This window comes from Sphingomonas psychrotolerans (genome assembly GCF_002796605.1).
In the GTDB taxonomy this organism is placed as follows: domain Bacteria; phylum Pseudomonadota; class Alphaproteobacteria; order Sphingomonadales; family Sphingomonadaceae; genus Sphingomonas; species Sphingomonas psychrotolerans.
Map to the genome: position 1 here is coordinate 1,891,520 of NZ_CP024923.1, position 25,938 is coordinate 1,917,457.

Here is a 25,938-nt window from a genome sequence, read left to right on the forward strand (position 1 = left end):
CGCCGATGCGACGTCCCGCCAATGCTGCGCCGATCATCAAGGTTCCGCAACGACCCTAAGTCAGTGCTGATACGCCTTGGGCAGCGTACCCTCCCTGGGATCCCAATAGCGATCGCGCAGCCGCGTCTGGCGGCTGGTCATCGGCTGCTCGACACCATCGATGAAGACGTTGACCGCCGAGCTGCCGATCTCGAGCGGATCGCCGTCCCAGATCACTACGTCGCCGTGCCGGCCCGCCCTCAGCGAGCCGAATTCGCCGCCCATTCCCAATGCCTCGGCAGGACGCGACGTGATCGTCGCGAACGCCTCGCCCCAGCTGAGGCCGCTCGCACCCGGCATCTTGCTCAATGCGACGAGGTTGCCGGCATATTGCTTCTCCCACCGCGCCTGGCGCGCCTCATCCTGGTTGATCGTGCCGATTCCGACGAGCACGCCCGCCGCCTTCATCCGGCCGATGTTCGACTGAGTCGCAGCCAGCTGCTCGAAGCTCTCGGGCAAATCGGCAAGCGCCGAAGCGATCACCGGCACCCCTGCCGCGGCGATCTCGCGCGCGACGGTCCAGCCCTCGGCGGCGCCGACCAGCACCAGCCGGAGCCCAGGCACTTCCTTCTTGAGCATCAGCAAGGTCAGGATGTCCGAGCCGCGTTCGGCATGGACCAGCAACGGCACGCGTCCCTGCACCACCGGCACCAGCGCTTCGGCGTCGGCGCGGGTCAACAACGCATCCTTGCCACGATCGGCAAAGCTTGCCGGGCTGCGGATATAATCGCGCACTTCGAACAGCACGTTCTTGAGCATGGCATAAGCGGCAGGCCGGCTGCCGCCTGCGGCGCGTGCGCCCGCCTCGCCATATTCCATGAACTGGAAGGCGCGTGGCCTGGTGACCGGATCCATGTCCACGCCGAGATCGATGATCGCCCCCTGCCCCGCGAAGATCGAGCCGTTGCTGTTGTCGGGCGCGACAACCGCGCGCGTGACGCCCTCGAGCCGGTTGATCGCAAGAGGACTGCTCTTCGGATTGACCGCCGGCGCCACGTCGAGCGCGGCATTGAACGGCGAGCTTCCCGCCGAGCTGTCGTTGGTGCCCGAGACCGCATCGACTTCGACGATTCCCATCCGGGTGAAGCCCGCGAAGATGCCCGGCGTCACCCAGCGGCCGCCCGCGTCGACCACGCGTGCGCCTGCCGGCGCAACCACGCCCGTGCCCGCCGCGACGACGCGACCGTCGCGGATCACCACCGTGCCGCCTTCCGCAGGTCCCGAACCGTCGCCGATCACCAGCCTGGCGTTGGTGATCGCCACCGTCTGCGCAGCGGCGGGAGCGGCAAAAGCGAGCATCGCGCTCGCCGAAAGAAGCAGCTTGTTGATCACTTCACATCCCCCTCGCCAGGCTGGCCGAGCTCGAAATCGGAAACCGGCCGGAGCTTCGGGTTATTGGCGTCGTAGAGCAATGCTCCGTCGACCCACACCATTTGTGGCCGCGTGTACACGCTGAACGGATTGCCGTTCCACAGCACGACATCGGCCATCTTGCCGGGCTTGAGGCTGCCGGTCTTGTCGGCGATGCCCAGCGCCTTGGCCGGGTTGATCGCCAGCCAGCGCCACGCCTGCGCCTCGGAGATATCGAAGCCCGCCTTGACCCCGGAGGCGCGCGCTTTGGCGACTTCCTGGTTGAGCCGCTGGATACCGTTCTGGTCGTCCGAATGGATCATCGCGCACGCCCCCTCCTTTTCGAGGATGGCGAGGTTCTCGTTGACCGCGTCATAGGCTTCCATCTTGAAGCCGTACCAGTCGGCCCAGACGGCGGCGCAGGTGTTATTGCCCTTCAGCAGATCGGCGATCTTATAGGCCTCGACCGCGTGGTGGAACGCCGTCACCCGATAGCCGAACTCCTTGGCCATATCCATGACGACCGCCATTTCGTCGGCGCGGTAGCAATGGTTCTGGACGAGGATCTCGCCTTCGAGCACGCCGCGCAGCGTATCCATCGCGATATCGCGCGACGGCGGTTCGCCGCCCTTGTCCTCATATTTGTCCCAGCGCCTTTTATACTCGACAGCCTTGGCCCAGGTCTGGCGATCGACTGCAATGTTGCCCATCCGGGTGGCCGGCGCGCGCCCCTTGCTGCCGTAAACCCGCTTGGGGTTCTCGCCGCACGCCATCTTGAGGCCGTAGGGCGCACCCGGGAATTTCATTCCCTGCATGGTGCGCGCGTAGACATTCTTCACCGTGACCGATCGCCCGCCGAACAGGTTCGCCGATCCGGGCAGGATCTGCAGGGTCGTCACGCCGCCATTGGTAAGCGCCCGCGCGAAGCCCGGATCCTGTGGCCACACGCTATGCTCGGCCCAAACCTCGGGCGTGACCGGCGACGTCATTTCGTTGCCGTCCGAAAGCGCTTCGACGCCCGGCGAGGGATAGTCGCCGAGATGGCTGTGGATATCGATCACGCCGGGCGTGAGATATTTGCCGCGCCCGTCGATCACCGTCACGCCGGCATCTGCGATCAGCGCCTGACCGACCTCGACGATCTTGCCGTCGCGAAAGAGCACCGCGCCATTGTCGATCCGGCCGCCCTCGCCGTCGAAGATCGTGACGTTGGTCACCAGGGTCGGCGCGCCCGGATAGGTGCGGTAGGTCGAAGGGAAGGGATCGTGCGAATAGCCCTTGCCTCTGCCCGGCGCGGGTGACGTCGGCTCGGAAGACGCGCTCTTTGCGCCGCTGTCATTTTCCGCACAGCCGGCCAGCGCGAGCATGCTGGCGAAGATCAAGACCGGTCGAAACAAGCGCGATTCCTTCCCTGTTCGTTACGCCCGCGGCGCGGCGCCTTGATCGTGGCAAACAGAAAATTTAGCAAGCATCAGCTTCGTTATTGAAATACCATGGAAAAATTCGACACGAAGAATAAGTGGCCATCGTGGATGTACGGAGCTTTCCACAACGAATTAATCGGTGTTAAGGCAGGGGCGCTTCGCTTTTACCCTGTACAGGGGCAGGTATTTTGCGAGTGAGTAACAGTTCCGGCGTGCTGACCGAAAGGCAGCCGCCCTCGGCAAGAAACCTCGCAACACTGCTTGTTGCGCTGGCGAGCTTGTGCAGCCTGATCTCGTTCTCGGGATGGCTGTTCGACGTGCCATTGCTGCGCGGGTTCGGGCTCAACAAGACGCCGATCTGGCCACTCACCGCGGCCGGCTTCGCATTCCTTTCGTTCGGGTTCCTGGCGTCGATAGCCGGCCGCGACAGGACGGCGGCGGCACTGTGGCTGATTCCCGTCGCGATGGCGGTAATTTCGCTTTCGCAGACCCTCCTTGGCCTCGATTTCGGCGTGGATCGGCTGCTCTTCGGCACGCTGATTTCCCTGCATGACGCCGAACATCCCGGACGGCCGGGCGTAAATTCGTGCGCAATCTTCCTCATTCTCGCACTGGCCGGCTATGGCGGGCGTGTGCGCAAGTGGTTTTCGGGCGAAGCCGGCGCCTTCTTCGCGGCGCTGGCGCTTGGCCTCGTCGGGGTCGCGGGCGTTTTAACAGTCTTTGTTCCCCCGGGGAGCATCGCCACACGCCTGTTCTCGGTATCGCTGCCTTCCGCCTTCGCGACGTCTCTCCTCGCGCTGGCCTATCTCATTCTCCACAGCAGGCTCGAATGGGTTCGCCTGCTCATGCGGCGAAGCGGCGACTGGCGCACCATCCGCATCTTGTTGCCAGCCGCGATCATACTGCCGATCGTTCCGTCAGCCCTCGAGCAGCTCGTGGGCCATCACACGATGCTGCCCCCTCTGGCAGTCGAGGGGCTCGTCGCGCTCACCAACATCCTGATCGTCGCGTTCATCGCTTATTGGGCGGTGATAAGGGTGGCGCGCGGCCAGGCGACGATGGTCGAGCTGAGCGAGGCGCTCGAGCAGACCACGGTCGTCCTCACCAATCCCGAAGGCGAAATCATGCATTGGTCGCGCGGCTGCGAACAGCTTTACGGCTGGAGCGCCGCCGAGGCGATGGGGCGGAACAAATACGCGCTCCTGCGCTCGCAATGCCGCCTCTCCGAAGTGACCCGTGGGCGCCTCGAGGACGGCGAGGAACTGCTCGAGATGTGTCGGGACGGTCACGAGATATCGATCCTGGAACGCACACAGCGAGTCGAAAGCCCGGGCCGATCGCCGGTGATCGTGCTCCACGTCGCCGATGTCACGCAGAGCGTCGCCGCGGTCGAAGCGCTGAAGGTGAGCGAAGAGCGGCTCGCCATCGCGGCCTCGGCGCATGAGCTCGGCATCTTCGAATGGGACGTCCGGAGCGGCAGGCTCGAATGGTCGCCCGGCACGGAGCAACGGCTGGGCCTCGTTCCCGGCACCATCAGCAACTTCGAGGATTGGCGCGCCCAGGTCGAGCCCGAAGACGTGCAGCGCGTTCTCGACACGGTGGCGCGCACCGTGCGCGATCGCGCCGACAAGTTCAGCTACCGCTATCGTTTCCTGCAACCGCAGGGCGGCATTCGCGCGGTAGAGGGTTCGTCGCGCGCCTTTTACGACGCCGAAGGCAATCTGGTGCGCACCGTCGGCGTGATCCTCGACGTCACCGAACGCGACGAGCGTGAGGCAGCCCTGCGCCGACGCGAGGCGCAGCTTCGTTCGGTGCTCGAAACGGTTCCCGATGCGATGGTGGTGATCGACCAGAACAGCACCATTCTTCAGTTCAGCGCCGCCGCCGAAGCCTTGTGGGGCTATAGCGCCACCGACGTGCTCGGCCGCCCGGCGACGATGCTGGTGCCAGCGGAGCGCCGCGCCATCCACATGGCTACGCTCAACCACTTTCTGGAGACCGGAAGCGGCATCGTGGGCGAAGTCATGACCGGCACCGCCGAAGCGGCAGACGGACGCAAATTTCCGATCGAGATTCGTACGGGCGTGGCACAAAGCGACGGCCAGACGCTGCTGACCTGCTTCATACGCAATCTTTCGGACCAAATCGCCACCGAGGAGCGGCTGAGTGAGCTGAGCGCCGAGATCGCGCATGTCTCGCGCCAGAGCGCGATGAGCGAGCTGGCCGCGGATCTCGCGCACGAGCTCAACCAGCCGTTGAGCGCCACTTCGAACTTCCTCGCCGCTGCGCGGATGCTGATCGAGCGCGGCGAGGGCACCGATCGCGTCGTCGATCTGCTGCGCATGGGCTCGGAGCAAACCCAGCGCGCCGGCGAGATCATCCGCCGCATGCGGGCTTTCATGGCGCGTGGTGAAGTCGAGATGCGGACCGAGTCAGTGGAGCGGACGGTCCGCGACGCCGCCGATCTCGTGCTCGTCGGAACGGGGCAGTTCCACATTCGGGTGAACTATGAACTTGACCCCGAAGCACCATTTATTTTCGCCGACCGGATTCAAGTACAACAAGTTCTGGTTAACCTTCTCCGCAACTCCATGGAAGCGCTGCGCACCTCCGGAAAACAGGAACGCATCATCACTATTTCTTCGCACAAGTTGAGCGAGCAGATGATCGAAATAGCGGTGAGCGATTCCGGACCCGGAATTCCCCCTCATGTGTTGGAGCATCTATTCTCGCGCTTCACCACCACCAAAGGCAACGGGGGCGGAATGGGTATTGGTCTTTCGATCAGCAAGCGTATCATCGAGGCCCATGGCGGGACATTGAGTGCCGATAACCGGCCCGAGGGAGGAGCGAGTTTTCGCTTCACTCTGCCTGCTTTAGAGGAGGGTGTGGAATAACATGAGCAGAACGATCTACATCGTGGATGACGATGATGCCGTCCGCGCGTCGCTCCACAGCTTGTTGTCCGTGCGCCAGGATCTGATCGTCCGAGGCTTCCGCTCGGGCGATGCCTTCCTCCAGGACGTGAGCGAACTCGATCCGGGCGTCCTGCTGCTCGATTTCCATATGCCCGGCGCCACCGGCCTCGACGTGCTGACCGCACTGGACAGCAGCCCCCGCTTCGTCCCGATCGTGCTCACCGGCCAGGGCAATGTCGGGCTCGCGGTCCAGGCGATGAAGGCGGGCGCGCTCGATTTCATCGAGAAGCCTTATGAGGCCGAGACTCTGCTCCAGCTGATCGACAACGCCTTCTCGCGCCTCGAGGAGGACAATGAGGCGGCGTCGCGGGTCAACGCGGCCGAGGCGAAGATCGCCAAGCTCAGCCCGCGCGAGACCGACGTTCTCAAGGGACTGATCGAGGGACGATCGAACAAGATCATCGCCTATGAACTCGACATCAGCCCGCGCACGGTGGAGATATATCGCGCCAATTTGATGGAGAAGCTCGAGGTACGCAGCCTGTCGGAAGCGCTGCGTATCGCCTTCGCGGCAGGTCTGTTCCCGAAGAGCTGAGCTTCGGTCAATCCTCTCGCCGCCAGCCCGCGAGCAGGCACGTCATGGCGGCAGCGGCTTCGCCGGCGTCGACATAAAGAAGACGCGGGTCCTCGCTTTGGGCCGGGACATCGCGCGTCAGCACGATGATCCTGCTCCATTGGGGATCGCGAAGCAGTGCGGCGACGCCGCCGGGATGCGCGTCAATCGCCTCCCGGTCGGTGATGAGCATGGCAGCTACACCGCGTGCCGATGCCGGATGCCGCTCGTCGAATTGCTGCGCAGTGCACATATTGGCACCGCTCATCGCCAGCCGCGCGACCAGCGTGCTGCGAATCGCAGCTTCCCGCACAATCACCACGACAAGCGGATCAGTCCCGGGCACCGGCGCCCTCACGATCAAGCCCGGCGACCTGCTCGCGGGCATGCAATGCTATTGCGGCGCAGGTAAGAGGGTCAGTCAGGTCTTGTACCTAGCAGGAGTAACACCGCGCCCCGTAGCGCGGTAGCTCAGGGCAGACGGAGAAGCGGCGCGGATCATGACAACGCCCGACAAAGGCCGTCACTAAGGGGAAATCCGGAGGGGTAATCCACGTGGCCGCCGACCTGGCACCCTATAAGATAGTGAATCCCAATCGCGAGCAGCGAAGACTGGCGAGCTTGACAGGAAAGAACATTCTATGTCGGATCTCCTCGCCCGCATAAAGATTTCCGTAAAGATTCTAAGCCTCTTGTTGATGCTCGGCCTGGTTACGCTGGGCGTATCCTTCTACGGTTCGCGCGCGCTTGTCAGCACTGCGGCAGATTACTCGGTGCTGGTCGACAAGAAGCTGCCGATCACCACGCGGCTTGCGCGTGTGAATCGCCTCGCCAGCCAGATGCTATATGCCAGCTATCGGGTGATGACGTATCCGGGCGGGTCTCCGGGAAGCCGCGATGCCGTGGAGGAAGAGCGCACTTCATACCAGAGTGCCGCGAAGATCCTCGACGAAGTCAAGCTGCTGGATCCCGGCCTTGCCCGCGACCTCGACGCGAACCGCGCCGAGATCGAGGATATCCACAAGGGTGCCCTCGAAGCGATCAGCCATGTTGCGCGCGGTGAGAAGGACGCCGCACAGACCATTCTCGCCGAGCTCGACAAGAAAGCCATGACGCTGGCGGGCGAACTCATCAAAGCGAATGACGGGCGCATCGCCGACGCGCAGGCATTCTCGACCAAGCTGTCCACCGCCGCGAGCAGCACCTCAACTACGATGCTGATCTTCAGCCTGATTGCGATCGCCATCGCCATCGCCATCGGTCAGGTCGTCTCCCGACTCGGGATCACCACGCCGATCGCCAATCTCCAGGCGCGCATGAAAACACTTGCCGAAGGCAACAACGCAGTCGACGTGCCCGGCACCAATCGAGGCGACGAGATCGGCGCGATGGCCAAGGCCGTGCTGGTGTTCCGCGAGGCGGCAGTCGAGAAGGAACGGACCGACGCGGCCAAGAAGATCGCCGATGCCGAACAGCAGCGCGTGGTCGACACGCTCGAGGCAAGCCTCGGCAAGCTGGCGCAGGGCGACCTGACCAGCGAGATCCACGACGCGTTCTCGCCGGCGTACGAATCGGTGAAGGTCAACTTCAACGCCGCGGTCTCCGAACTGCGCAACCTGATCGGCACCGTGATGGAAAGCGCAATGACGATCCGTACCGGTTCGGGCGAGATCGCCCAGGCATCGGAGGATCTCGCGCGGCGCACCGAAGCCAATGCCGCGAGCCTCGAGGAGACGTCGGCGGCAGTGAGCCAGATGGACGGCCGTCTCAAGGCGACCGCCGCGTCCGCGGGACGTACTGTCGGGCGTGCCGACGGCGCCATCGCCACCGTCTCGGGCGGCCGCGCGATTGCCGACGAAGCAGTGCAGGCGATGACCCGCGTGGCGGATTCGGCCAAGGGCATCGACAGCGTGATCGAGGGGCTCGACAAGATCGCCTTCCAGACGCGGGTTCTGGCAATGAACGCCGCCGTGGAAGCCGGCCGTGCCGGTGAAGCCGGCCGCGGCTTCGCAGTCGTCGCCGATCTCGTCTCTGCGCTGGCGATGCGCGCCGAAGAGGAAGCCGGCCGCGCCCGAGACCAGCTGACCGCCACCCAGACCGACATCGTCGCGGCAGTGGAGATGGTCCAGAAGGTCGATCACGCGCTTGCCGACATTTCGGGCGACGTCAGCGAAGTCCACAAGCTGCTCGGCGAGATGGCGTCGGACAATCAGGCCCAGTCGACGGCGATCAGCGAGATCAGCATCGCTATCACCACGATGGATCAGTCGACCCAGCAGAATGCCGCGATGGTCGAGGAAACCTCGGCGGCCGCACGCAACCTTAGTGGCGAAGTCGCCGCGCTCAGCGAGCAAGCGTCGAAATTCGACGTCGGCGCGAGCGGGCGTGCTGGCTCCCCGCGCCCGGCCGCTCCAACCAAGACCGCCAGGTCGACGGGCTATGTCTCGTCGGTCAAGGCGCTGCCGGTGACTGCGATGGCGAGCACCGGAGGGGACAATTGGACTTCTTTCTGACCTGTCCGACGCGCGTCAGATAAGAGGCGCCGTAGCATCGCTGCGGCGCCTCTTTTCCGTCCGATCGACATAGCGGGCAGCCAGGACCGGTAACTCCAGCCAGCTTAATTGCTCCCCGCCCCGCGAATGTTTCCGTTTCATGTCCTATAACGAACAAGGACGCCCGTGACCGCCCAACCGAGCAATCGGCACCATGGGTCGCAAATGCCGGCGGTCAGGCAGAGGGAGACTTACCATGCAGTGGTTCCAGACCGTGGCGCCCATTCGCCGCAAGCTTTTGACCGCGTTCAATTCGCTACTCGCCGTGATGGTCCTGTCCACCCTGGTCGCGCTCCTGGCGCCGACTTTCGTAGCGCTGCCGATCGTGGCCATCCTGATTGGCGGCGCCGCGATCCAGTGCTCGCGCTATCGCAGCGCGATCGCCGACCCCTATGTCGCCACTGTCGTACGCATGGAAGCGCTTGCCGCCGGCGATCTCGCCTCCGACATCGCGTTCACCGACTATCAGGATTGCGTCGGCCGCATGACCAAGGCGATGCTCACCTTCCGCGACGCCGCGCTCGAGCAGCAGCGCAACCGACACGAGCAGGACGAAGCGGTCCAGCGGCTGGGCAGCCAGCTCGAGCGGCTGACCCAGGGCGACCTCACTGCCGAAATCGGCGATGGGTTTCCCGCCGGCTATGCCTTGCTTCGCACCAATTACAACGCGGCGCTCGCGTCGCTGCGCGACCTGATCGGCTCGGTGACAGAAAGCGCTTCGGCGATCCACACCGGTTCGGGCGAGATCGCGCAGGCCTCCGAGGATCTTGCGCGGCGCACCGAAGCCAATGCCGCGAGCCTCGAGCAAACCGCCGCCGCCATCACCCAGATGGACCAGCGCCTCAAGGCGACCGCCCAGGCCGCCAACCAGACGGTGGGGCGTGCCGATGGCGCGATCGGCACGGTCTCGGGCGGTCGGGCGATTGCCGATGAAGCCGTACAGGCGATGACGCGCGTCGCCGAGAGCGCCAAGGGTATCGACAGCGTGATCGAGGGCCTCGACAAGATCGCCTTCCAGACTCGCGTTCTCGCGATGAACGCCGCGGTCGAAGCCGGCCGTGCCGGTGAAGCGGGCCGCGGTTTCGCCGTCGTCGCCGATCTCGTCTCTGCGCTCGCCATGCGTGCCGAGGAGGAAGCCGGCCGCGCCCGCGATCAGTTGACTGCCACCCAGACCGACATCGTCGCCGCCGTGGAGATGGTGCAGAAGGTCGACGGCGCACTCGCCGATATCTCGGGCGACGTGGGCGAGGTTCACGCCCTGCTCGGCGGTATTGCCGCGGACAACCAGGCCCAGTCGACTGCGATCACCCAGATCTCGGTGGCGATCGGGACGATGGATCAGGCGACCCAGCAGAATGCCGCGATGGTCGAGGAAACTTCGGCCGCCGCACGCAACCTCAGCGGCGAAGTCGCCGCGCTCGGCGAACAGGCGTCGAAGTTCAACATCGGCGCCGGCGTACGATCGGTGGCGACACGGGCAAGCGCTCCGGCCAGGCCGGCCGCCAAGACCTCGGGCTATGTCTCGCCGGTCAAGGCATTGCCTGTGACCGCGATGGCCAATGGGGGCGACTGGGCCTAGCTTCAGGACCGGTCCTGATCGGCCGGAAAGCAAGGGGCACCGCGGCGAAGGCCACGGTGCCCCTTTCCGTTCGTCCTCCCTCGCGTCGGCAGAGATAGTCGGACCTACGCGCTCTCCATATTGAATTTCAATAATATCGATTGACGATATGAAGTGCGCGGTTTATCGATAATCGAGAAGGCTTGGTGCAGGGTGCACTGCCGGGAAGAGGAATGAACCCATGGCTCCCGATCGCCGCAGCGACCTGTTACTGACCATCTCGCGCCATGCCTTGCGCATTGCCATCGGCATCATTGCCCTCACCATCCTCGTGGTGACCGTGGCGCTCGTCGCGCTGCTCCTCTTTCCCAACCCGAGCCTCGCCGAACGGCTTGCCGCCGCCCCTTCGGTCACCTTGCCGGTGATTCTGTTCTGCGCCGCGACCGGCATTGCAATGCTGGTGATGAGCCTCCGCTTCGCGGTAGAACTCGGGCGCATTGTCCGCACCGTGCAGGATGGCGATCCGTTCGAGCCGGGGAACGCCGATCGGCTCGCGCGCATGGGCTGGCTGGCCCTCGGCGTGACCGCCGCAGGGTGGCTGCTGATGCCGGTGGTGTCATGGCTGTCGCAACATCTCGAGGAACTCAGCGTTCAGGGGGGCAGCTCGCTCGGCGGGCTCGGTCTTGCGCTGACATTGTTCATCCTCGCCCGTGTCTTCCGCCACGGCGCCGCGATGCGCGACGATCTGCAGGGGACTGTCTGATGCCGATCGTGATCACGCTCGACGCATTGCTGCAGCGACGCGGCATGACGCTGACAGAGCTTTCGGAGCGCGTCGACCTGACCTTGGCCAACCTGTCGATCCTGAAGACCGGCAAGGCCAGGGCCATTCGCTTCTCCACTCTCGATGCGATCTGCCGCGAACTGGATTGCCAGCCCGCAGACCTGCTTGGCTATCAGCAATAGCCGTCCTGTAGCGAGGCAGTGCAAACCTGCTGCCCGGCGCATCTGAGGGCATGGAAAAGGGCGCCGCGGGTCCTCCCGCGACGCCCTTTTCTGATTTCGGAAGTGCTGCTCAGGCCGCGAGACGCTGGCCGCGCAGTCCTTCCATGATCGTGCGGTTGAGCGAGATCAGTTCGCCGACCGGCTCGCGCCCGGCGACAACGTCGCTGGTGAAGCGTTCGACCCATAGACCGAGCGAAATGATCTGGGCGCGCAACTCCTTGGGCAGGCCGTTGCCGGTCGCACCACAATCGGTGGCGAAGGCTGACCACATCTCGCGGTTGCGGTGGAGCGGCCGCATCAGCATCGCTCCCTTCAAACCGGCGGTCTCGGCGTCCATCATTTCGCCGGTGATCTCGCTCATCAGCCGAAATTCGGCCGAACGGGGGGTTTCCGCCCTGCTGCGGGCGACCTGATAGGCAGTGAGAGTCATGCGGGCTCCTTTGCTGACGGTCTCATTCTAGGAAGATTTCGCCGAGCTGGTCTTCGCTCTTCCTATAAGAATCATGCGTCCACCCGATGCGGACGCATTTTCCAGGGAAACTGCATTGGCCGATTCTATTCTTCCGCATGCACTGCCGGGCGCTCTCGATGGGCGCGACGGCATCAAGCTGCTCTCGCTCGACTGCTTCGATACCCTTTTGTGGCGCGACACGCACGCGCCCAAGGATCTATTCGGCGCGCTCTGCGAAACCACGGTGACGCAGCGCCAATGGGCCGAGGAGCGCGCCCGCCTCGCTGCGGAGCTGCGCTACAAGCGTGGCGAAGTTAGCATCGAGGAAATCTATCGCGAGCTGCTGCCCAATGGCGGCACCGACGCCCGCACGCTGGGCGTGCAGAACGAGATCCAGGCCGAGGCGGCACATTGCTTCGCCTTTCGCCCGACGGTCGAGCTGATGCGCACCGCCAAGGCGCGCGGACTGCAGATCATCATCGTCTCCGACACCTATCTGAACCCCGAACAGCTGCGCGGCCTGATCGCCGCCGCCGCGGGCGAAGACGTCGCCGGCATGATCGACCGCGTCTTCTGTTCCGCCACGTACGGCAAGGCGAAGAGCGAAGGTCTGTACGAGTTCATCCTCAAGGAATTGACCGTCCAGCCGCATGAGATCCTGCACATCGGCGACAACAAGCGCGCCGATGTGGACGGAGTCGCGCCGTTCGGCGTGCCCACGCTCCACCTCAAGCAGTTCACCGAACGCAGCGAGCAGCGCCTTCGACTCGAAGCCGCGGTGGGCGCGATGTTGCACCCGGCGGCGAACGAAGTCGCCCTCACCCACCAGCCCCATCGCGCCGCGCTCTCGCTCGAGGAGCCGGTGATTGCCGACACGGCCGAGGCGTTCGGCTTCGCGACCCTGGGCCCGGTGCTCTATGGCTACGATCGCTGGCTGGCAGACGAGGCCGAGACACTGCAGGCGAAGCATGGCGGCAAGGTCCACCACGTTTTCCTGATGCGCGACGGCTATCTGCCGCAGCTGATGTACCAGGCGAGCAGCGGTCAGACCGGTCAGGCGCTGGAGATCAGTCGCTTCACTGCCACTGCCTCGACGTTCGTCGACGAAAATGCGGTCCGCCGCTATCTTGAAATCGAAGTCGAGGGCGATCCCTTCGTGGTCGCCAAGCAGATGCTCCTGCCGAAGGACGAGATCGAGACGATCGTCAAGAAGCTGCCGCGCGGCGACGCTGCAACCCGCGGGGCGGCGTTCGCCAATGCCATCACCATCCCGTCGCGCCTGCGCCGCATCGTGAAGGCGTCGAATGCATTCGCCGGGCGGCTGGTCGCGCACGTCCGCCGCACGGTCGATCCGGCACCCGGCGACACGCTCATGCTGGTCGATCTCGGCTATAACGGCTCGGTCCAGAACGAAGTCGAGGCGCTGCTCGTGCGCAGCTTCGGCGTTCATGTCGCCGGACGCTATCTGCTCCTGCGCGAGCAATTCCGCGCGGGCTTCGACAAGAAGGGCTTTATCGGCCACGACCATTATGACGGCTATACGCTGGAAGCGCTGTGCACCAACGTCGCCGTGCTCGAGCAGCTGTGCACCGCCGCGCAAGGTTCGGTGGTCGACTATGCCGTCGACGGCGCCGCGATCCGCAAGGGCAACAGCATCAAGTCGCGCCAGTCGGCGATCCGCGAGCGCATCCAGGCGGGCGCAATCCGCTTCGCGCACATCCAGGCCGATGTCACCATCCGGGCCGCTTCGGCCCATCACGCCGCGATGTGGCGCCGCGGCGCCGCCGCGGTGCTCGGCCGGCTGATGTATATGCCGGTCGCGGAGGAACTCGCAGTGCTCGGCCAGTTCGAGCACGACGTGAACCTCGGCGTCGACAACACGGTCGCCCTGTTCGACAGCGAGATCGCGCGCAAGGGCCTGCGCCAGCGCGGCCTTTTCTACATGAAGGGTGCCGACCGCATGTACTTGCCCGCCGAGCTGCAGGGCGAGGGCATGGCGCTCAAGCTCAGCCTGCTCGCGCACAAACGCTTCGGGCTGGCGCTCAAATATGCCGATTTCGTCGACCAGACGATCTCGCTGCCGCTGATCGTGGCGGACGGGCGCGAAGTTTCGACCGGCAACGTTACTGCAACGCCGACGCATGACGGCTATTATATGGCGCCGATCCCGGTGGGCGATTGCCGCTTCTCGGTCGGCATCCAGTTCGGCCAGCTGTTCGACTATGTCCAGGTCGACAGCGCGGTGTTCATGCCCGTCGATCGCTTCCTGAGCGACAAGGTGCTCCCGGGCACCGAGGAAATCGAGGCGGCGCCATCGCTCGAAGGCATGACCCAGGCCGCGCCGCATCTGTTCAAGTGCGCCGACGAATACTCGTTCATGATGGTGCCCCCGCCGCCGCGGCAGGGCGACCGCCAGATGATGCTCGCCGTCGTCTTCCGTCCGATCGCCAGGCGCGAGGCCAATCCCGCGCCTGCCGCCCACAACGCCCTTCTAGCCACGGGAGCTTCCGCATGAGCAGCATGCTGCCTCTCGCGGCGACCGATCGGCAGGATCGCCAGGTCGCCTGAACAATTCGGGTCCCGGTGTGCCGCGATCTGCCAAATCCTTCCTATAATTCTGGAAACACCAGAGAAAGAAAAGCGGCAATACCATGCTGAACGGCGTCGGTTTCCTCATTATCCTCGGATGCGTCTTCGGCAGCTTCATATTGGCTGGCGGGAAGATGGATATCATCCTCCACGCATTGCCGCATGAAATGATGGCGATCGCGGGTGCGGCGGTCGGTGCTTTCATCGTCTCCAATTCGATGGCGACGGTGAAGAAGGCCGGCCGCGGCATCGTGCGTTCCTTCAAGGCCGGCAAATGGAAGGCGCAGGACTATAAGGACCTGCTGACCCTGATGTTCACCGTGCTCTCGACCTTCAAGAAGGGCGGCGCGACCATGCTCGAGCCGCATCTCGATGCGCCCGAGGAAAGCTCGCTCTTCACGCCCTATCCGCGCCTTCTCAAGGACCATCACCTGATCGAATTCATCTGCGATTACTTGCGCATGATGACGGTCAACTTCGAGGATCCGCATCAGCTCGAAGCGGCGATGGATGCCGATATCGAGAAGCATCATCACGAAGAGGCCGGACCCCAGCACGCGCTGCAGGTCGTGGCCGACGGCCTGCCCGCTTTGGGCATCGTCGCCGCGGTGCTCGGCGTCATCAAGACGATGGGCTCGATCGATCAGCCGACCGAGATCCTCGGCGCGATGATCGGCGGCGCACTCGTCGGTACCTTCCTCGGCGTGCTTCTCGCTTATTGCGTGGTGGGTCCGCTCGCCGCGAAGCTGATGGAGACGATCGAGGCGGACGCCAAACCCTTCTTCATCGCAAAGACAGCGATCGTCGCTTACGCCCAGAACCAGCCGGTTCAGGTCGCGATCGAGATCGCCCGCCGCATGACGCCCTCGGACTATGCGCCGAGCTTCCAGCAACTCGAAACTGCACTCGACGAGGCGAAAAATGGACTCAACCCTGCCACTGCCTGAGGCGGCGGATGACCGCGCGCTGCGCCTGCCGGCGCACGGCACCACCGTCACTGCGGAAGACCTGCGCGTCCGCTTCGTCCTCGCCGCCGACCTCGATGACACCATCGAAGTCGATGCGTCCGAGGTCGAGAGCGTCGGCCAGGCCGTGCTCCAGCTCCTCGTCGCCGCGCGCAACGAGGCGATGGCTAACGGCCAGCGCTTTCGTATCGCCAATCCCAGCCAAGCCTTTGTCAATCGCGTGACCAGCTGCCGCATGGCGGCCGCGATCGGACTCGAAACCGGAGACGTCCTGTGAGCAAGTTGATCCTTACCGTCGATGACTCGGCGAGCATGCGCATGCTCCTCAAGACGTCGCTGACCGCACAGGGCTATCGCATCGAGAGCGCCAATGACGGCCAGCACGGCCTCGAGCGGATGCACGAGGTCCAGCCCGATTTGCTGATCACCGACATCAACATGCCCAAGATGGACGGCTTCGAGCTGATTGAGGCGGTTCGCGCCGAAGGCCAGTTCCGCGGCACGCCGATCCTGGTGCTCTCCACCGAATTCTCGGACGAGAAGAAGCAGCGCGCGCGCTCGGCCGGCGCCACCGGCTGGATCACCAAGCCCTTCGAAGCCACCAAGCTGGGGGCGGCGATCCGCCGCGTCTGCCCGTGAGCGACGAACTCGACGAAATCCAGGCAATCTTCTTCGAAGAATGCACTGAAGGTCTCACCACCGCCGAACAGGGTCTGTCGGCGATGCAGGCCGGCGACGTCTCTGCCGAGACGATCGCCGGCGTGTTTCGTGCGGTTCACTCGATCAAGGGCGGCGCCGGCGCATTCGGCCACGCCGATCTGACTGCGTTCGCACACAAGTTCGAGAACGTGCTCGACGAAGTTCGCGCCGGCAAGATCGCTCCGACACCCGGCGTCGTGAAGGTGATGCTGAGCTCGTTCGACGTGCTCGCCGACCATGTCGAGACCGCCAAGGGCCTGGCGCCGCGTCCCAACGACGCCGCCGCGCTTGCCGCGCTTGAGAAGGTGCTCGCCGACAAGGGTGTCGCGGAAGACGGCGGCGCGCCCGCTGCCGCTGCGCCTGCCCCTGCGCCTGCGCCTGCTGCCGCGCCCGTCGCCGTAGCGCCGGCGGAAGACGAATTCGGCTTCATGCCGGTCGCCTTCTCGCTCGACGATTTCGATGCCCCGGCCGAGCCGGCTTCGGTTGCGAGCTGGACGATTCGCTTCAAGCCATCGCGCGCGGCACTTGCCAATGCCAGCGAGCCGATGCTCCTCATCCGCGAGCTCGAGACGCTCGGTGCGACGATCGAGTCGGTCGACGTGTCGGATGTGCCGCCGCTGCGCGATCTCGATCCCGAGGACTCCTATTTCACCTGGGTGCTGAGCATGCCGGGCGACGTTCCCCGGAACGACATCGACGACTGCTTCGACTTCGTCTCCCCGGATTCGCTGATCGAAATCACCCGCAACGAAGTCGAGGCCCCTGCCCCGGCGTTCGAACCCATTCCGGCACCCGTGCTCGAGCTGGAACCGGCCGTGGAGGATTTGATTCCGTTCGTGCCGGTCACTGCCTCGATCGAGGACCTCACCGCGCAAGTCCAGCAAGTGGTGGCGGATCTCGCCGCCACGCCGATGACCCCGACGCCCGCGCCGGTGATCCCGACGGAGAGCGCGGCACCCAAGCAGGTGAACGAGGCGTCGCAGACGATCCGCGTCGATTTGTCGAAGCTCGATCTGCTGCTCAATCTGGTCGGCGAGCTGGTGATCCGCAATTCGATCCTCGCCGACCGGCTGTCGCCCGCCGACCGTCAACGCGTCGAACTGCCCGAGCTGGCGCGCCTAACACGCCAGATCCAGGACAATGTCATGTCGCTGCGCGCGCAGCCGATCAAGCAGGCCTTCAGCCGGGTGCCGCGCATGCTGCGCGACCTCTCGGTCGAGACCGGCAAGCAGATCGAGCTGGAGACCGTCGGCGAGACGACTGAAGTCGACAAGGGCGTGATCGAGAAAATCGGCGATCCTCTGACGCACATGATCCGCAACGCGGCGGATCATGGCCTCGAAAGCACCGAAGAGCGTATCGCCGCGGGCAAGTCGCCCGTTGGAACGATCAAGCTGTCAGCCGAGCAGAAGGGCGCCCGCATCTTCGTGCGGGTCCAGGACAATGGCCGCGGCATCAATCGCGAACGCGTCAAGTCCAAGGCGATCGAAAAGGGCATCATCTCGGCCGATGCCGTCCTCTCGAACGAGGAAATCGACCAGCTGATCTGCGCACCGGGCTTCTCGACGGCCGAGACGATCTCGAACATCTCGGGTCGCGGCGTCGGCATGGACGTGGTCCGTTCGAACGTCGAGGCGCTTGGCGGCCGCGTCGAGATCCACTCGGTTCCCGGCGAAGGCACCACCTTCACGATGATTCTGCCGCTGACGCTCGCGATCCTCGACGGCATGATCGTCCGGCTCGCCAGCCAGCGCTTCGTCCTGCCGCTCGCCCATGTACTCGAGACCGTCCAGCCCGAGCCGGGCCAGGTCAAGCGCACTTCGCCCGACAGCGAAGTGATCGACATGCGCGGCGAATATGTCCCCGTGAAGCGGGCGACCGAGATTTTCGGTCTCAACGACGATCGTCTCGTCGAGGACTCGCTGGTCGTGATCGTCGAGAGCGAGCACGGCAAGGTCGGTCTGGTCGTCGATACGATCGATGACCGCCGCGAAGTGGTGATCAAGAGTCTCGACCAGAATCTCCACCCGATCCGCGGGCTCGGCGGCGCCACCATCCTCGGTGACGGTTCGATCGCGCTCATTCTCGATATCGAGGCGCTCGTCGCCTCCAGTAACCGCTACACTCCCAAAGGACTGGCCGCATGACCACCAAGACTGAAACTGCGAGCGACTGCAAGATCGTCACCTTCACGCTCGGCAAGCAGACTTTCGGAATCGACATGGGTGCGCTCATCGAGATCCGCGAATGGGACGAACCGACTCCGCTCCCCAACGTGCCCCGGTTCATCAAGGGCGTCAGCAACCTTCGCGGCAACGTGATCCCCGTCGTCGGCCTCGCCGAGCGGCTGGGCTGGGAGCCGAGCGTGATCCATGCCCGCTCGTGCATCCTCGTCGTCAGCATCGCGGGCAAGCAGGCGGGCTTCCTCGTCGACGAAGTCAACGACATCGTCGGGATCAGCCGCAGCGATATCCAGCCGGCCCCCGAGGTCGAGACGATCGAATCGAGCGTGATCGACGGTCTGGTGCGCATCACCACGCGCGCCAAGGACGGCACTCGCGACGAGAGCGGCACCATGGTGCTGCTGCTCGACCTCGAAGCGCTGAGCCTGACCAAGCATCTGGATATGGCAGCGTGAGCCGCGCCGGGGGCGCCGTGGCGCTCGCCGGCGGCAACGCGATGGCTGCGGCAAATGCGGAGCTCATGCCCCGCGATTTCGCCGCAATCGCCGCGATCATGCACAGCGACGCCCGCATCGAGCTGAGCGAAGCGAAGACCACTTTGGTCCAGTCGCGCCTGGCGCGGCGGCTGCGCGAGCATGGCCTCAGCCGGTTCTCGGAATATGTCGCGATGGTCCAGTCGGACGCGCAGGAACGGCATGCGATGGTGGTGGCGCTGACCACCAACCACACGCACTTCTTCCGCGAGCCGCATCACTTCGAGCATTTCCGTGAGACGGTCCTGCCGGTGCTCAAGCGCAAACAGGGGCCGGTCCGGATCTGGTCCGCCGGCTGCTCGTCGGGTGAAGAGGTCTACACGATCGCGATGTGCCTGCTGGGCCCTGATCGCACGTCGGCGACCTGGCTGCGCACTGCCGACGTCCGCCTGCTCGCGACCGACATCGCGCCGCACGTCGTCGAGTCCGTCCAGCGCGGCTTCTATGCGGACAATGTCGCGTCGGGGGTTCTCGAGCCCTATCGCAGCACCTGGATGCGTCCCGCGCCGGGCGGCTTCGTGATGGCCGACGAGGCGCGCCAGATGGTCACCCCACGGGTGCTCAACCTCTTTGAGAAGTGGCCGCTAAAGGCCCAGTATGACGTGATCTTCTGCCGCAACGTGATGATCTATTTCGGCGATCCTGCGAAGGAGGAGCTGGAGGAGCGTTTCGTCAACCAGCTCGCGCCTGGCGGTCATCTCTATATCGGCCATTCCGAACGACTGATCGGCCCGGCGGCGAGCCGGATGAAGTCGTGCGGCCATACGATTTACGCGAAGCCGGAGACCAGGGGATGAGACCGGTACGCACCCTTATCGTCGACGACAGCGCATCGATGCGGGCGACGCTGAAGCGCATGCTTTCGGCCGATCCCGAGATCGAGGTGGTCGGCATGGCGCCCGAGCCGTTCGCGGCACGCGATATGATCAAGCAGCTCAACCCCGATGTGCTGACGCTCGACATCGAGATGCCGGGGATGGACGGGCTGTCGTTCCTCGAGCGCATCATGCGTCTCCGCCCGATGCCGGTCGTGATGTGCTCGACGCTCACGGCGCGCGGCGCTGAAGTCACGATCGAGGCGCTGCGCCTCGGCGCAGTCGATTATGTCACCAAGCCGAGCGGTACGCCCGAAGATATCGAGCGCGACGCTGCTTTGCTGTGCGAGAAGGTCAAGACCGCCGCACGCTCGGTCGCGCGCGCCGGGCCGGCCCGCCTCCCCCAGCAGCCCAGCGTCGCCGGCGGCAGTGCGGGCAAGTTGATCGCGATCGGATCCTCCACCGGCGGCGTCGAGGCATTGTTCTCGCTGCTGCCGGCGCTGCCCGCGGATTGCCCGCCGGTGCTGATCGTCCAGCACATGCCGGCGAGCTTCACCCGCAGCTTCGCGCAACGCCTGGACGCCGAATGTCGGGTTCGGGTCATGGAAGCTACGGAAGGTGCGACGGTCCAGCCTGGAACCGTCTATATTGCACCTGGGGGCGAAACGCACATGGAGCTCTCTGGCAGTGTCGCCGGGCGCATTAAACTGCGTTCCGGGGATCTCGTCACTGGCCATCGGCCCTCGGTCGATGTGCTGTTCCGCTCGGTGGCGCCGCTTGGCGCCTCGGTGGTGGGCGTGATTCTGACCGGAATGGGTCAGGACGGCGCCGAAGGTCTGCTGGCGTTGCGCCGGGCTGGTGCCCGCACACTCAGCCAGAGCCGCGACACCTGCGTCGTGTGGGGCATGCCCCGCGCGGCGGTGGAGCTCGGCGCGGTCGAGAAGGAAGTTGGTTTGTCTGCCATGCCTGAGGCGATCCTCAAGGCATGCCGTGAAAAGGTTGGGAGCGTCTGATGCCTGCTGCTGCAGCAATCAAGGTGATGGTCGTGGACGACCAGACCAGCATGCGTGCGATGATCCGTCGCGCGCTGCAGGATCTGGGGTTCAAGGACGTGCGCGACAAGCCGGGCGCAGTCGAGGCGCTCTCGGCAATCAAGGCCGATCGCGTCCATCTGGTGATCTCGGACTTCAACATGCCCGAGATGGACGGTCTCCAGTTCCTAGAGGCGGTGCGCACCGATCCAGTGATCGGCAAGACCGTGTTCATCATGCTCACCGGTTCGGCCGACAAGGAGATCGTCCAGAAGGCCGCCGCGCTCGGCGTGAACAACTATGTCGTCAAGCCGTTCGCGCCCGCCGCGCTCAAGGAAAAAATCGAACGCGTGTTCGGCGAGCTGACCTGATGCGACGCGTGGCGATCGTCCAGGGCGAGAATGCCATCGTGGCGGAGCCGGACGTCGTCATCACGACTCTGCTCGGCAGCTGCGTGGCGGCGTGTCTCTACGACCCCGTCGCAAAGGTGGGTGGTATGAACCACTTCCTTCTCGGCGAACCCAGCGCGGACCACCGCGTCTCGGTCGGAGACATGCAGCGTTACGGCGTTCACGCCATGGAGCTTCTGATCAACGGGATGATGAAGAAGGGTGCGATGCGCACCCGGCTGCGCGCGCATTTATATGGCGGCGCCAACATCGTCTCGGGCCTCGGCTCGATCGGCTCTTCGAACGCCGCGTTCGCGCATCGCTTCATGAAGACCGAAGGCATCGAGGTTGCGCATAGCGACGTCGGCGGCACTTCGGCGCGCAAGATCGAGTTCCTTCCCCAAGAGGGCCGCAGCCGCTGCACCAAGGTCGCGGATCGCGTTCCCGATCGTCCACCCGTCCCCGTTGCCCTGCCGCCCGTCGGCGGAGACCTGGAGCTGTTTTGATGTCGTGTCTGCCCGTGCCCGCCCAATCGCCGTCGGTCGAGCCCATGCCCGGCTACGACCCCTATTCGGGCGCGCTCCACAGCGTGATGGCCGGCGAACTGCGCGAGATGCGCGACATGCTGGAGCGGCTCGCCGAAGTCCTGGTGGGCGACGCGCATTTCGCAACTTCCTATATCGAGCAACTCCAGACGTTCGACTATTTGATCCAGCATGCCGACGAGTGCGTGAACCTGCTCGATCGGATCGCCAGCGGCGAAGATTCGCTGACCGCGATCAGCCATGTTCGCCTCGGCGAGGTGCAGAACCGCATCCGCACCGCGCTCAGAAGCTGCTGACATGGCGAGCTTTGGCGGCAACAATCGCCCGATCATCATCAAGAAGGTCAAGAAGGTCGTCGGCGGACATCATGGCGGCGCGTGGAAGGTCGCCTATGCCGATTTCGTGACTGCGATGATGGCCTTCTTCATGCTGCTCTGGCTGATCTCCAATCCCGACAAGGAGCGGCTGAAGGGCCTCGCCCAATATTTCACGCCCACCGTCGGCGAGAGCTCTCCCACGACTCCGCTGCAGGGCGCATCCGAAGGCGCCGGCGGCCGTTCGCGCAAGAATTCCACCGACAGCAGCAAGGCACAGGGTACGCCCACCAGCGAGGCAGCCGTCGCTGGCGCCGCACGCGGCGGCACCGCCAATGTTCCCGACGCGTCGATGCGCGTGCTCGCCTCCGAGTTGCAGATCGCGCTCGATTCCTCGTCGCGGGATTCGGGCCAGAAGAAGAACGTCCAGATCGATCCGGGCCGCGATGGGCTGCGCATCACGCTGATGGATACCGACCAGCAGTCGATGTTCCGCCTCAACACCGCCGAGCTCAATCCCTACGCCCGTGCGATGCTCGCCAAGGTCGCGGCCAAACTCGGCACCTCGGGCACCCAGATCGCGATCGAAGGCCATACCGACGGCGCCGGCGGCATCCAGAGCGATGCCAATTGGCGGTTGTCGGGCGAACGCGCCCTCGCCGCGCGGTCGGCGCTGATCGCTTCTGGCATGACGCCCGACCGCTTCGCCGAGATCGTCGCGATGGGCGCCACCAGGCCGGTCTATCCCGACCAGCCCAACCGTCCCGAGAATCGCCGCATCACCGTGGTGCTCAAGGCTGAGGCCTCGGCCCTGCCGAGCGATTCGAGCTTCAGATTCTGAGGACACATGAAAAAGATCCTGTTCCTCCTCATCGTTCTGCTCGCGGGCCTTGGTCTCGGCGGCGGCGCTGCCTATGCGACCGTGATGCTCCTCGGCCCCGGGCCGGCGGCCGCGACCGCACATGTGGCGGAGACCGACAAGACTTTCGTCGATGCGGGCAAGATACTCGCACCGCTGGTCTTCGCCGACGGCCGGCTGTCGGGCTATGTCCAGTTCCAGATCCAGCTCGAAGTTCCCGCCGAAAAGGCCGAGTTCGTCGCGGCACGGATGCCGCTGCTGCTCCACGCGATCAACATGCGCACCTATCGCACGCCGATGGCGGCGGGTCCCGACGGGCTGATCCCCGATCTCGAGACCTTCCGGAAAGTCGTCATGCACGCCGGACCCGAGGCATTCGGCGCCGGCGTGCTCCGGAAAGTCGCCGTGACGCAGGCCAACCCGGCATGACCCGGAGCGTAATTTTACGGACGACACAGCCCTCCCTTCCTTATGCCAATAAGGCTCGGCGAGGGGATCCCATCGACCAGGAGGGACAGCCATGCACCTGACCCAGATCCAGAACGCCGAAGCCGAGCTTGCCGCCGATCGCGCCCCGCGCACGGTCACCACGTTGCTGGTCGGCAAGCTGCTCAGCCGCGGCGCGGCCGAGCATCTGTGCCGCATCCGCAACATCTCGATGACGGGCATGATGCTCGAGACGCACCATACCCTCGGTCATGGCAGCTGGGTGACGGTCGAGCTGCGTAACGGCGACCGGCTCCAAGGCAGCGTCGCGTGGAGCAGCGAGGGCCGTGCCGGCGTCGAGTTCGCCGAGGCGATCAACGTCGACCATATCCTCGCACAAGCCAAAGCCAGCCTCGAGCGCTTCTGCGGCCCGGCGCCGCGCGCGCCGCGCTTCGACGTCGAATGCGTCGCGCGGATCAGCTGCTTCGGCCGCCATATCGACGTGACGCTCGAGAACATCTCTCAGAGCGGCGCGCGCATTTCGATGCCCAAGCCGCCGCGCGAAGATACCGAGATCATCCTGTCGGTCCCCGGCCTCCCCTCGCGCCGCTGCACGACGCGCTGGGCGACCGACGACAAGGCCGGCCTGATCTTCCTCGAGCCGATCGCCTATAACGACCTCGGCCCCTGGCTCGAGCACTGCACCCTCGACAGCTGAGGGTCGTGGGAATGGCAAGTCGGTAGCCAACCGGGCGGTTGGATCAGCGGTCGAGACCAACCTTTTAGTTGGCTCGAAAAGCACGGTTTTGCGTCGATCTTAACCGAGTCAAGCGAACCGGGCCTGCTGACGCTTGACTCGCTTTCGCATTTGCGAGTCAACCGCTATACCGGCCGGCGGCGCAAACCGGGCGCCATGACATGCGGAAGCTGTTGCCGGTCCATCTCCGGACGAAAGCAGAACATTTCCTACATTTCCAGCGGCGATACGCAGAGGCCGTCAATCCTGCCCCGAGGGGGAGGATCGCCGAGTGCACGTCAGTGCTCGAATGAAAAGGGTCCCGGCTTTCCCCAAGGCCCTTTCGTATCGAGTGCGCGTGCGGCCCACTCGCTACGTCGCGAAACTCTTCACCAGCGACCCCGCCACCAGCGCCCAGCCATCGACCAGCACGAAGAAGATGATCTTCATCGGCAAGGATATCGTCGGCGGCGGCAGCATCATCATGCCCATCGCCATCAGCACCGCAGACACCGCGAGGTCGATCACGAGGAACGGCAGCAGCAGCAGGAAGCCGATCTCGAACGCGCGACGCAGCTCGGAGATCATGAACGCAGGCGCCAGCGTCGTCAGCGGCGCCTCGGCGCGGCTCGTGATCGGCTTGTTGGCCAGATCGGCGAACAGTTTGAGGTCGCTGTCGCGCACCTGGCTCAGCATGAATACGCGGAACGGCGCGACGGTCTTCTCGAAAGCGACCTGCTCGGTGATCTTGCCCTTGGTATAGGGGTCGACCCCTTCGCTCCACGCCTTCTCGAAGGTCGGCGCCATCACGAAGAACGACAGGAACATCGCGAGGCTGATGATCACCGGGTTGGGCGGCACGCCTGGCGCGCCGATTCCGGTACGCAGCAGCGACAGCGCCACCACGATTCGGGTGAAGCTGGTCACCGTCATCAGCAGCCCGGGAGCGAGGCTGAGCACGGTCAGCATCAGCACCATCTGGATCGCCTTGGCCGAGAGCTGGCCGCCGGCGCCGGTGGCCCCCCCGAGGTTGATGGTCGTGCCGCCGGCCGCCTGCGCGTGCGCTGCCACCGGCAGCAACACGAGCGCAGCCATGGCGGCGATCAAAAGTTTACGCATTGAGCGCCTCGCGCACCGCGGCGCGGTTCCAGCGCTTGGTATCGCGCGGACGGCGGGTGCGCTTGCGGGGCGCGGTCTGGGGAAGGTCGCCTGTGGCTGTTTCGGCAGCTGCCATTTCGGTCGGCTCGTCATCGCCGTCGTCGTCGACATCATGGCCGTCGTCGCATTCGTCGTCATTGGCGCCGCGCACTGCTGCGAGCTTGCTGCGCGAGAGATCAACGAGCTTGCCGAAGTTGTTGGTGAAGGCGGCGAAGTCAGCCTGAAAATTGGCGGCGGGCATGGGCTCTGCGGGAGCCGATGCGACTACCGGCACGGGCGCCGTGATACCGGTCTCGAGCGTCACATGGCCCTCGGGTCCGATCAGGATCAGATGCTCGCAGCCGTCGCGCCGGATCAATGCGATCGAACGCTTGGCGTCGACCGCAAGGCGCTCGACCAGCTCGACGCGCTTGCGCCCGCTGCCCGAGACGCGGCCAGGCAGTTTGATGTCGTAGCGACGCACCACCCACAGCGCGCCGGCGAGCATGCCCAGCACCAGACCCAGCGCCCCGAAGGTGCGCAGCATCGAAAGAATGTCCATCAGTTGCGCGACTTCTTCACGAGTTCGGAGATTTCGAGCGACATGTTCTCGCCGTCGACGAGGATGCGGCCGCGCGCCACCAGCTCGCCATTCACATAGACCAGGCTGGGATCGTCCTGGCCGCAATCGAGCGGGATCATCGCCCCGCGGCTCATCTTGAGCATCTGCCGGATCGGTATCTCGGCCGAGCCGAGGACGATCGACATGTCGATCATGATTTCGTCGAGTACGGACATGCGTGCCCC

The 25,938-nt window shown here is 64.8% G+C and carries 27 protein-coding genes; 20 read left to right on the forward strand and 7 right to left on the reverse strand.

Annotation, left to right across the window (positions count from 1 at the left end; all coding sequences use genetic code 11):
* Nucleotides 1–60: 60 nt before the first annotated feature.
* On the reverse strand, nucleotides 61–1,368 hold the full coding sequence (locus CVN68_RS08640; protein WP_100284296.1) for an amidohydrolase family protein: 1,308 nt from the start codon (nucleotides 1,366–1,368) through the stop codon (nucleotides 61–63).
* On the reverse strand, nucleotides 1,368–2,756 hold the full coding sequence (locus CVN68_RS08645; protein ID WP_100284297.1) for an amidohydrolase: 1,389 nt from the start codon (nucleotides 2,754–2,756) through the stop codon (nucleotides 1,368–1,370). Before CVN68_RS08645 ends, CVN68_RS08640 begins: the two co-directional genes overlap by 1 nt.
* Nucleotides 2,757–3,007: 251 nt before the next feature.
* Here CVN68_RS08645 and CVN68_RS08650 point away from each other — a divergent pair, with 251 nt between their 5' ends.
* Both CVN68_RS08650 and CVN68_RS08655 read left to right on the forward strand, forming a co-directional pair.
* A complete protein-coding gene (locus CVN68_RS08650; protein WP_233503645.1) occupies nucleotides 3,008–5,710 on the forward strand; it encodes a PAS domain-containing sensor histidine kinase in 2,703 nt (900 codons plus the stop codon).
* 1 nt (nucleotide 5,711) lies between these two features.
* The gene (locus tag CVN68_RS08655; RefSeq protein WP_100281843.1) at nucleotides 5,712–6,326 is read left to right on the forward strand and encodes a response regulator transcription factor; all 615 of its coding nucleotides are present in this window, start codon (nucleotides 5,712–5,714) and stop codon (nucleotides 6,324–6,326) included.
* A gap of 7 nt (nucleotides 6,327–6,333) precedes the next feature.
* Here the strand turns inward: CVN68_RS08655 and CVN68_RS08660 are convergent, their stop codons facing one another.
* Nucleotides 6,334–6,702, reverse strand: coding sequence for a hypothetical protein (locus tag CVN68_RS08660; protein WP_158298802.1), 369 nt, complete (start codon nucleotides 6,700–6,702; stop codon nucleotides 6,334–6,336).
* Nucleotides 6,703–7,042: 340 nt separating this feature from the next.
* On the opposite strand from CVN68_RS08660, the gene CVN68_RS08665 reads away from it, so the two are divergent.
* The 4 genes from CVN68_RS08665 to CVN68_RS08680 all read left to right on the forward strand — a co-directional run bounded on the left by CVN68_RS08665 (nucleotide 7,043) and on the right by CVN68_RS08680 (nucleotide 11,420).
* On the forward strand, nucleotides 7,043–8,857 hold the full coding sequence (locus tag CVN68_RS08665) for a methyl-accepting chemotaxis protein (protein WP_233503646.1): 1,815 nt from the start codon (nucleotides 7,043–7,045) through the stop codon (nucleotides 8,855–8,857).
* Nucleotides 8,858–9,092: 235 nt separating this feature from the next.
* Nucleotides 9,093–10,475, forward strand: a complete 1,383-nt coding sequence (locus CVN68_RS08670; RefSeq protein WP_100281846.1) for a methyl-accepting chemotaxis protein — start codon at nucleotides 9,093–9,095, stop codon at nucleotides 10,473–10,475.
* A 220-nt stretch (nucleotides 10,476–10,695) separates the two neighbouring features.
* Nucleotides 10,696–11,217 carry a DUF2975 domain-containing protein gene (locus CVN68_RS08675; RefSeq protein WP_100281847.1) on the forward strand — a complete coding sequence of 174 codons (522 nt, stop codon included), beginning with the start codon at nucleotides 10,696–10,698 and terminating at the stop codon, nucleotides 11,215–11,217.
* On the forward strand, nucleotides 11,217–11,420 hold the full coding sequence (locus CVN68_RS08680) for a helix-turn-helix domain-containing protein (RefSeq protein ID WP_100281848.1): 204 nt from the start codon (nucleotides 11,217–11,219) through the stop codon (nucleotides 11,418–11,420). Before CVN68_RS08675 ends, CVN68_RS08680 begins: the two co-directional genes overlap by 1 nt.
* Before the next feature lie 109 nt (nucleotides 11,421–11,529).
* Here CVN68_RS08680 and flaF read toward each other — a convergent pair whose 3' ends face one another.
* A complete protein-coding gene (gene flaF, locus CVN68_RS08685; protein ID WP_100281849.1) occupies nucleotides 11,530–11,889 on the reverse strand; it encodes a flagellar biosynthesis regulator FlaF in 360 nt (119 codons plus the stop codon).
* A 115-nt stretch (nucleotides 11,890–12,004) separates the two neighbouring features.
* Here flaF and CVN68_RS08690 point away from each other — a divergent pair, with 115 nt between their 5' ends.
* The 14 genes from CVN68_RS08690 to CVN68_RS08755 all read left to right on the forward strand — a co-directional run bounded on the left by CVN68_RS08690 (nucleotide 12,005) and on the right by CVN68_RS08755 (nucleotide 23,976).
* The gene (locus tag CVN68_RS08690) at nucleotides 12,005–14,425 is read left to right on the forward strand and encodes an HAD family hydrolase (RefSeq protein WP_100281850.1); all 2,421 of its coding nucleotides are present in this window, start codon (nucleotides 12,005–12,007) and stop codon (nucleotides 14,423–14,425) included.
* Nucleotides 14,426–14,561: 136 nt separating this feature from the next.
* Nucleotides 14,562–15,446, forward strand: a complete 885-nt coding sequence (motA, locus tag CVN68_RS08695; protein ID WP_100281851.1) for a flagellar motor stator protein MotA — start codon at nucleotides 14,562–14,564, stop codon at nucleotides 15,444–15,446.
* Nucleotides 15,421–15,741, forward strand: a complete 321-nt coding sequence (locus tag CVN68_RS08700) for an STAS domain-containing protein (RefSeq protein ID WP_100281852.1) — start codon at nucleotides 15,421–15,423, stop codon at nucleotides 15,739–15,741. The genes motA and CVN68_RS08700 overlap by 26 nt, the downstream gene beginning before the upstream one ends.
* A complete protein-coding gene (locus CVN68_RS08705) occupies nucleotides 15,738–16,103 on the forward strand; it encodes a response regulator (RefSeq protein WP_100281853.1) in 366 nt (121 codons plus the stop codon). The genes CVN68_RS08700 and CVN68_RS08705 overlap by 4 nt, the downstream gene beginning before the upstream one ends.
* Nucleotides 16,100–18,310 carry a chemotaxis protein CheA gene (locus tag CVN68_RS08710; RefSeq protein ID WP_100281854.1) on the forward strand — a complete coding sequence of 737 codons (2,211 nt, stop codon included), beginning with the start codon at nucleotides 16,100–16,102 and terminating at the stop codon, nucleotides 18,308–18,310. The genes CVN68_RS08705 and CVN68_RS08710 overlap by 4 nt, the downstream gene beginning before the upstream one ends.
* Complete coding sequence (locus CVN68_RS08715; RefSeq protein WP_100281855.1) at nucleotides 18,307–18,801, forward strand: chemotaxis protein CheW; 495 nt, start codon at nucleotides 18,307–18,309, stop codon at nucleotides 18,799–18,801. The genes CVN68_RS08710 and CVN68_RS08715 overlap by 4 nt, the downstream gene beginning before the upstream one ends.
* Nucleotides 18,798–19,676, forward strand: a complete 879-nt coding sequence (locus tag CVN68_RS08720; RefSeq protein WP_233503647.1) for a CheR family methyltransferase — start codon at nucleotides 18,798–18,800, stop codon at nucleotides 19,674–19,676. Before CVN68_RS08715 ends, CVN68_RS08720 begins: the two co-directional genes overlap by 4 nt.
* Entirely contained in the window at nucleotides 19,673–20,707 is a 1,035-nt protein-coding gene (locus CVN68_RS08725; protein WP_100281856.1) for a protein-glutamate methylesterase/protein-glutamine glutaminase, read from the forward strand. The genes CVN68_RS08720 and CVN68_RS08725 overlap by 4 nt, the downstream gene beginning before the upstream one ends.
* Complete coding sequence (locus CVN68_RS08730; RefSeq protein WP_199560239.1) at nucleotides 20,707–21,096, forward strand: response regulator; 390 nt, start codon at nucleotides 20,707–20,709, stop codon at nucleotides 21,094–21,096. Before CVN68_RS08725 ends, CVN68_RS08730 begins: the two co-directional genes overlap by 1 nt.
* Complete coding sequence (locus CVN68_RS08735; protein WP_100281857.1) at nucleotides 21,096–21,620, forward strand: chemotaxis protein CheD; 525 nt, start codon at nucleotides 21,096–21,098, stop codon at nucleotides 21,618–21,620. Before CVN68_RS08730 ends, CVN68_RS08735 begins: the two co-directional genes overlap by 1 nt.
* Nucleotides 21,620–21,955 (forward strand): hypothetical protein, encoded by a 336-nt coding sequence (locus CVN68_RS08740; protein WP_100281858.1) that lies wholly within the window; start codon nucleotides 21,620–21,622, stop codon nucleotides 21,953–21,955. Before CVN68_RS08735 ends, CVN68_RS08740 begins: the two co-directional genes overlap by 1 nt.
* A gap of 1 nt (nucleotide 21,956) precedes the next feature.
* The gene (locus tag CVN68_RS08745) at nucleotides 21,957–22,814 is read left to right on the forward strand and encodes a flagellar motor protein MotB (RefSeq protein ID WP_100281859.1); all 858 of its coding nucleotides are present in this window, start codon (nucleotides 21,957–21,959) and stop codon (nucleotides 22,812–22,814) included.
* A 6-nt stretch (nucleotides 22,815–22,820) separates the two neighbouring features.
* On the forward strand, nucleotides 22,821–23,261 hold the full coding sequence (locus CVN68_RS08750) for a hypothetical protein (RefSeq protein ID WP_100281860.1): 441 nt from the start codon (nucleotides 22,821–22,823) through the stop codon (nucleotides 23,259–23,261).
* A gap of 91 nt (nucleotides 23,262–23,352) precedes the next feature.
* Nucleotides 23,353–23,976 (forward strand): PilZ domain-containing protein, encoded by a 624-nt coding sequence (locus CVN68_RS08755; protein ID WP_100281861.1) that lies wholly within the window; start codon nucleotides 23,353–23,355, stop codon nucleotides 23,974–23,976.
* Between the two features lie 390 nt (nucleotides 23,977–24,366).
* On the opposite strand, the gene fliP is transcribed toward CVN68_RS08755, so the two are convergent.
* The 3 genes from fliP to CVN68_RS08770 are packed head-to-tail and all read right to left on the reverse strand — an operon-like array spanning nucleotide 24,367 to nucleotide 25,929.
* Complete coding sequence (gene fliP, locus CVN68_RS08760) at nucleotides 24,367–25,113, reverse strand: flagellar type III secretion system pore protein FliP (RefSeq protein WP_100281862.1); 747 nt, start codon at nucleotides 25,111–25,113, stop codon at nucleotides 24,367–24,369.
* Nucleotides 25,106–25,693: a FliO/MopB family protein gene (locus tag CVN68_RS08765; protein WP_100281863.1), complete on the reverse strand. Its 588-nt coding sequence runs from the start codon at nucleotides 25,691–25,693 to the stop codon at nucleotides 25,106–25,108. Before CVN68_RS08765 ends, fliP begins: the two co-directional genes overlap by 8 nt.
* Complete coding sequence (locus CVN68_RS08770; protein ID WP_100281864.1) at nucleotides 25,693–25,929, reverse strand: FliM/FliN family flagellar motor switch protein; 237 nt, start codon at nucleotides 25,927–25,929, stop codon at nucleotides 25,693–25,695. Before CVN68_RS08770 ends, CVN68_RS08765 begins: the two co-directional genes overlap by 1 nt.
* Nucleotides 25,930–25,938 lie beyond the last annotated feature (9 nt).

Excerpts from the sequence above, each read along its gene's own strand:
- CVN68_RS08655 (WP_100281843.1), top strand. The coding sequence starts at position 5,712 with ATGAGCAGAACGATCTACATCGTGGATGACGATGATGCCGTCCGCGCG.
- flaF (WP_100281849.1), bottom strand. The coding sequence starts at position 11,889 with ATGACTCTCACTGCCTATCAGGTCGCCCGCAGCAGGGCGGAAACCCCC.
- motA (WP_100281851.1), top strand. The coding sequence starts at position 14,562 with ATGCTGAACGGCGTCGGTTTCCTCATTATCCTCGGATGCGTCTTCGGC.
- CVN68_RS08755 (WP_100281861.1), top strand. The coding sequence starts at position 23,353 with ATGCACCTGACCCAGATCCAGAACGCCGAAGCCGAGCTTGCCGCCGAT.
- CVN68_RS08770 (WP_100281864.1), bottom strand. The coding sequence starts at position 25,929 with ATGTCCGTACTCGACGAAATCATGATCGACATGTCGATCGTCCTCGGC.
- CVN68_RS08700 (WP_100281852.1), top strand. The coding sequence starts at position 15,421 with ATGGACTCAACCCTGCCACTGCCTGAGGCGGCGGATGACCGCGCGCTG.
- CVN68_RS08715 (WP_100281855.1), top strand. The coding sequence starts at position 18,307 with ATGACCACCAAGACTGAAACTGCGAGCGACTGCAAGATCGTCACCTTC.
- CVN68_RS08725 (WP_100281856.1), top strand. The coding sequence starts at position 19,673 with ATGAGACCGGTACGCACCCTTATCGTCGACGACAGCGCATCGATGCGG.
- CVN68_RS08745 (WP_100281859.1), top strand. The coding sequence starts at position 21,957 with ATGGCGAGCTTTGGCGGCAACAATCGCCCGATCATCATCAAGAAGGTC.
- fliP (WP_100281862.1), bottom strand. The coding sequence starts at position 25,113 with ATGCGTAAACTTTTGATCGCCGCCATGGCTGCGCTCGTGTTGCTGCCG.
- CVN68_RS08735 (WP_100281857.1), top strand. The coding sequence starts at position 21,096 with ATGCGACGCGTGGCGATCGTCCAGGGCGAGAATGCCATCGTGGCGGAG.
- CVN68_RS08645 (WP_100284297.1), bottom strand. The coding sequence starts at position 2,756 with ATGCTCGCGCTGGCCGGCTGTGCGGAAAATGACAGCGGCGCAAAGAGC.
- CVN68_RS08670 (WP_100281846.1), top strand. The coding sequence starts at position 9,093 with ATGCAGTGGTTCCAGACCGTGGCGCCCATTCGCCGCAAGCTTTTGACC.
- CVN68_RS08680 (WP_100281848.1), top strand. The coding sequence starts at position 11,217 with ATGCCGATCGTGATCACGCTCGACGCATTGCTGCAGCGACGCGGCATG.
- CVN68_RS08665 (WP_233503646.1), top strand. The coding sequence starts at position 7,043 with ATGCTCGGCCTGGTTACGCTGGGCGTATCCTTCTACGGTTCGCGCGCG.
- CVN68_RS08730 (WP_199560239.1), top strand. The coding sequence starts at position 20,707 with ATGCCTGCTGCTGCAGCAATCAAGGTGATGGTCGTGGACGACCAGACC.
- CVN68_RS08765 (WP_100281863.1), bottom strand. The coding sequence starts at position 25,693 with ATGGACATTCTTTCGATGCTGCGCACCTTCGGGGCGCTGGGTCTGGTG.
- CVN68_RS08675 (WP_100281847.1), top strand. The coding sequence starts at position 10,696 with ATGGCTCCCGATCGCCGCAGCGACCTGTTACTGACCATCTCGCGCCAT.
- CVN68_RS08740 (WP_100281858.1), top strand. The coding sequence starts at position 21,620 with ATGTCGTGTCTGCCCGTGCCCGCCCAATCGCCGTCGGTCGAGCCCATG.
- CVN68_RS08750 (WP_100281860.1), top strand. The coding sequence starts at position 22,821 with ATGAAAAAGATCCTGTTCCTCCTCATCGTTCTGCTCGCGGGCCTTGGT.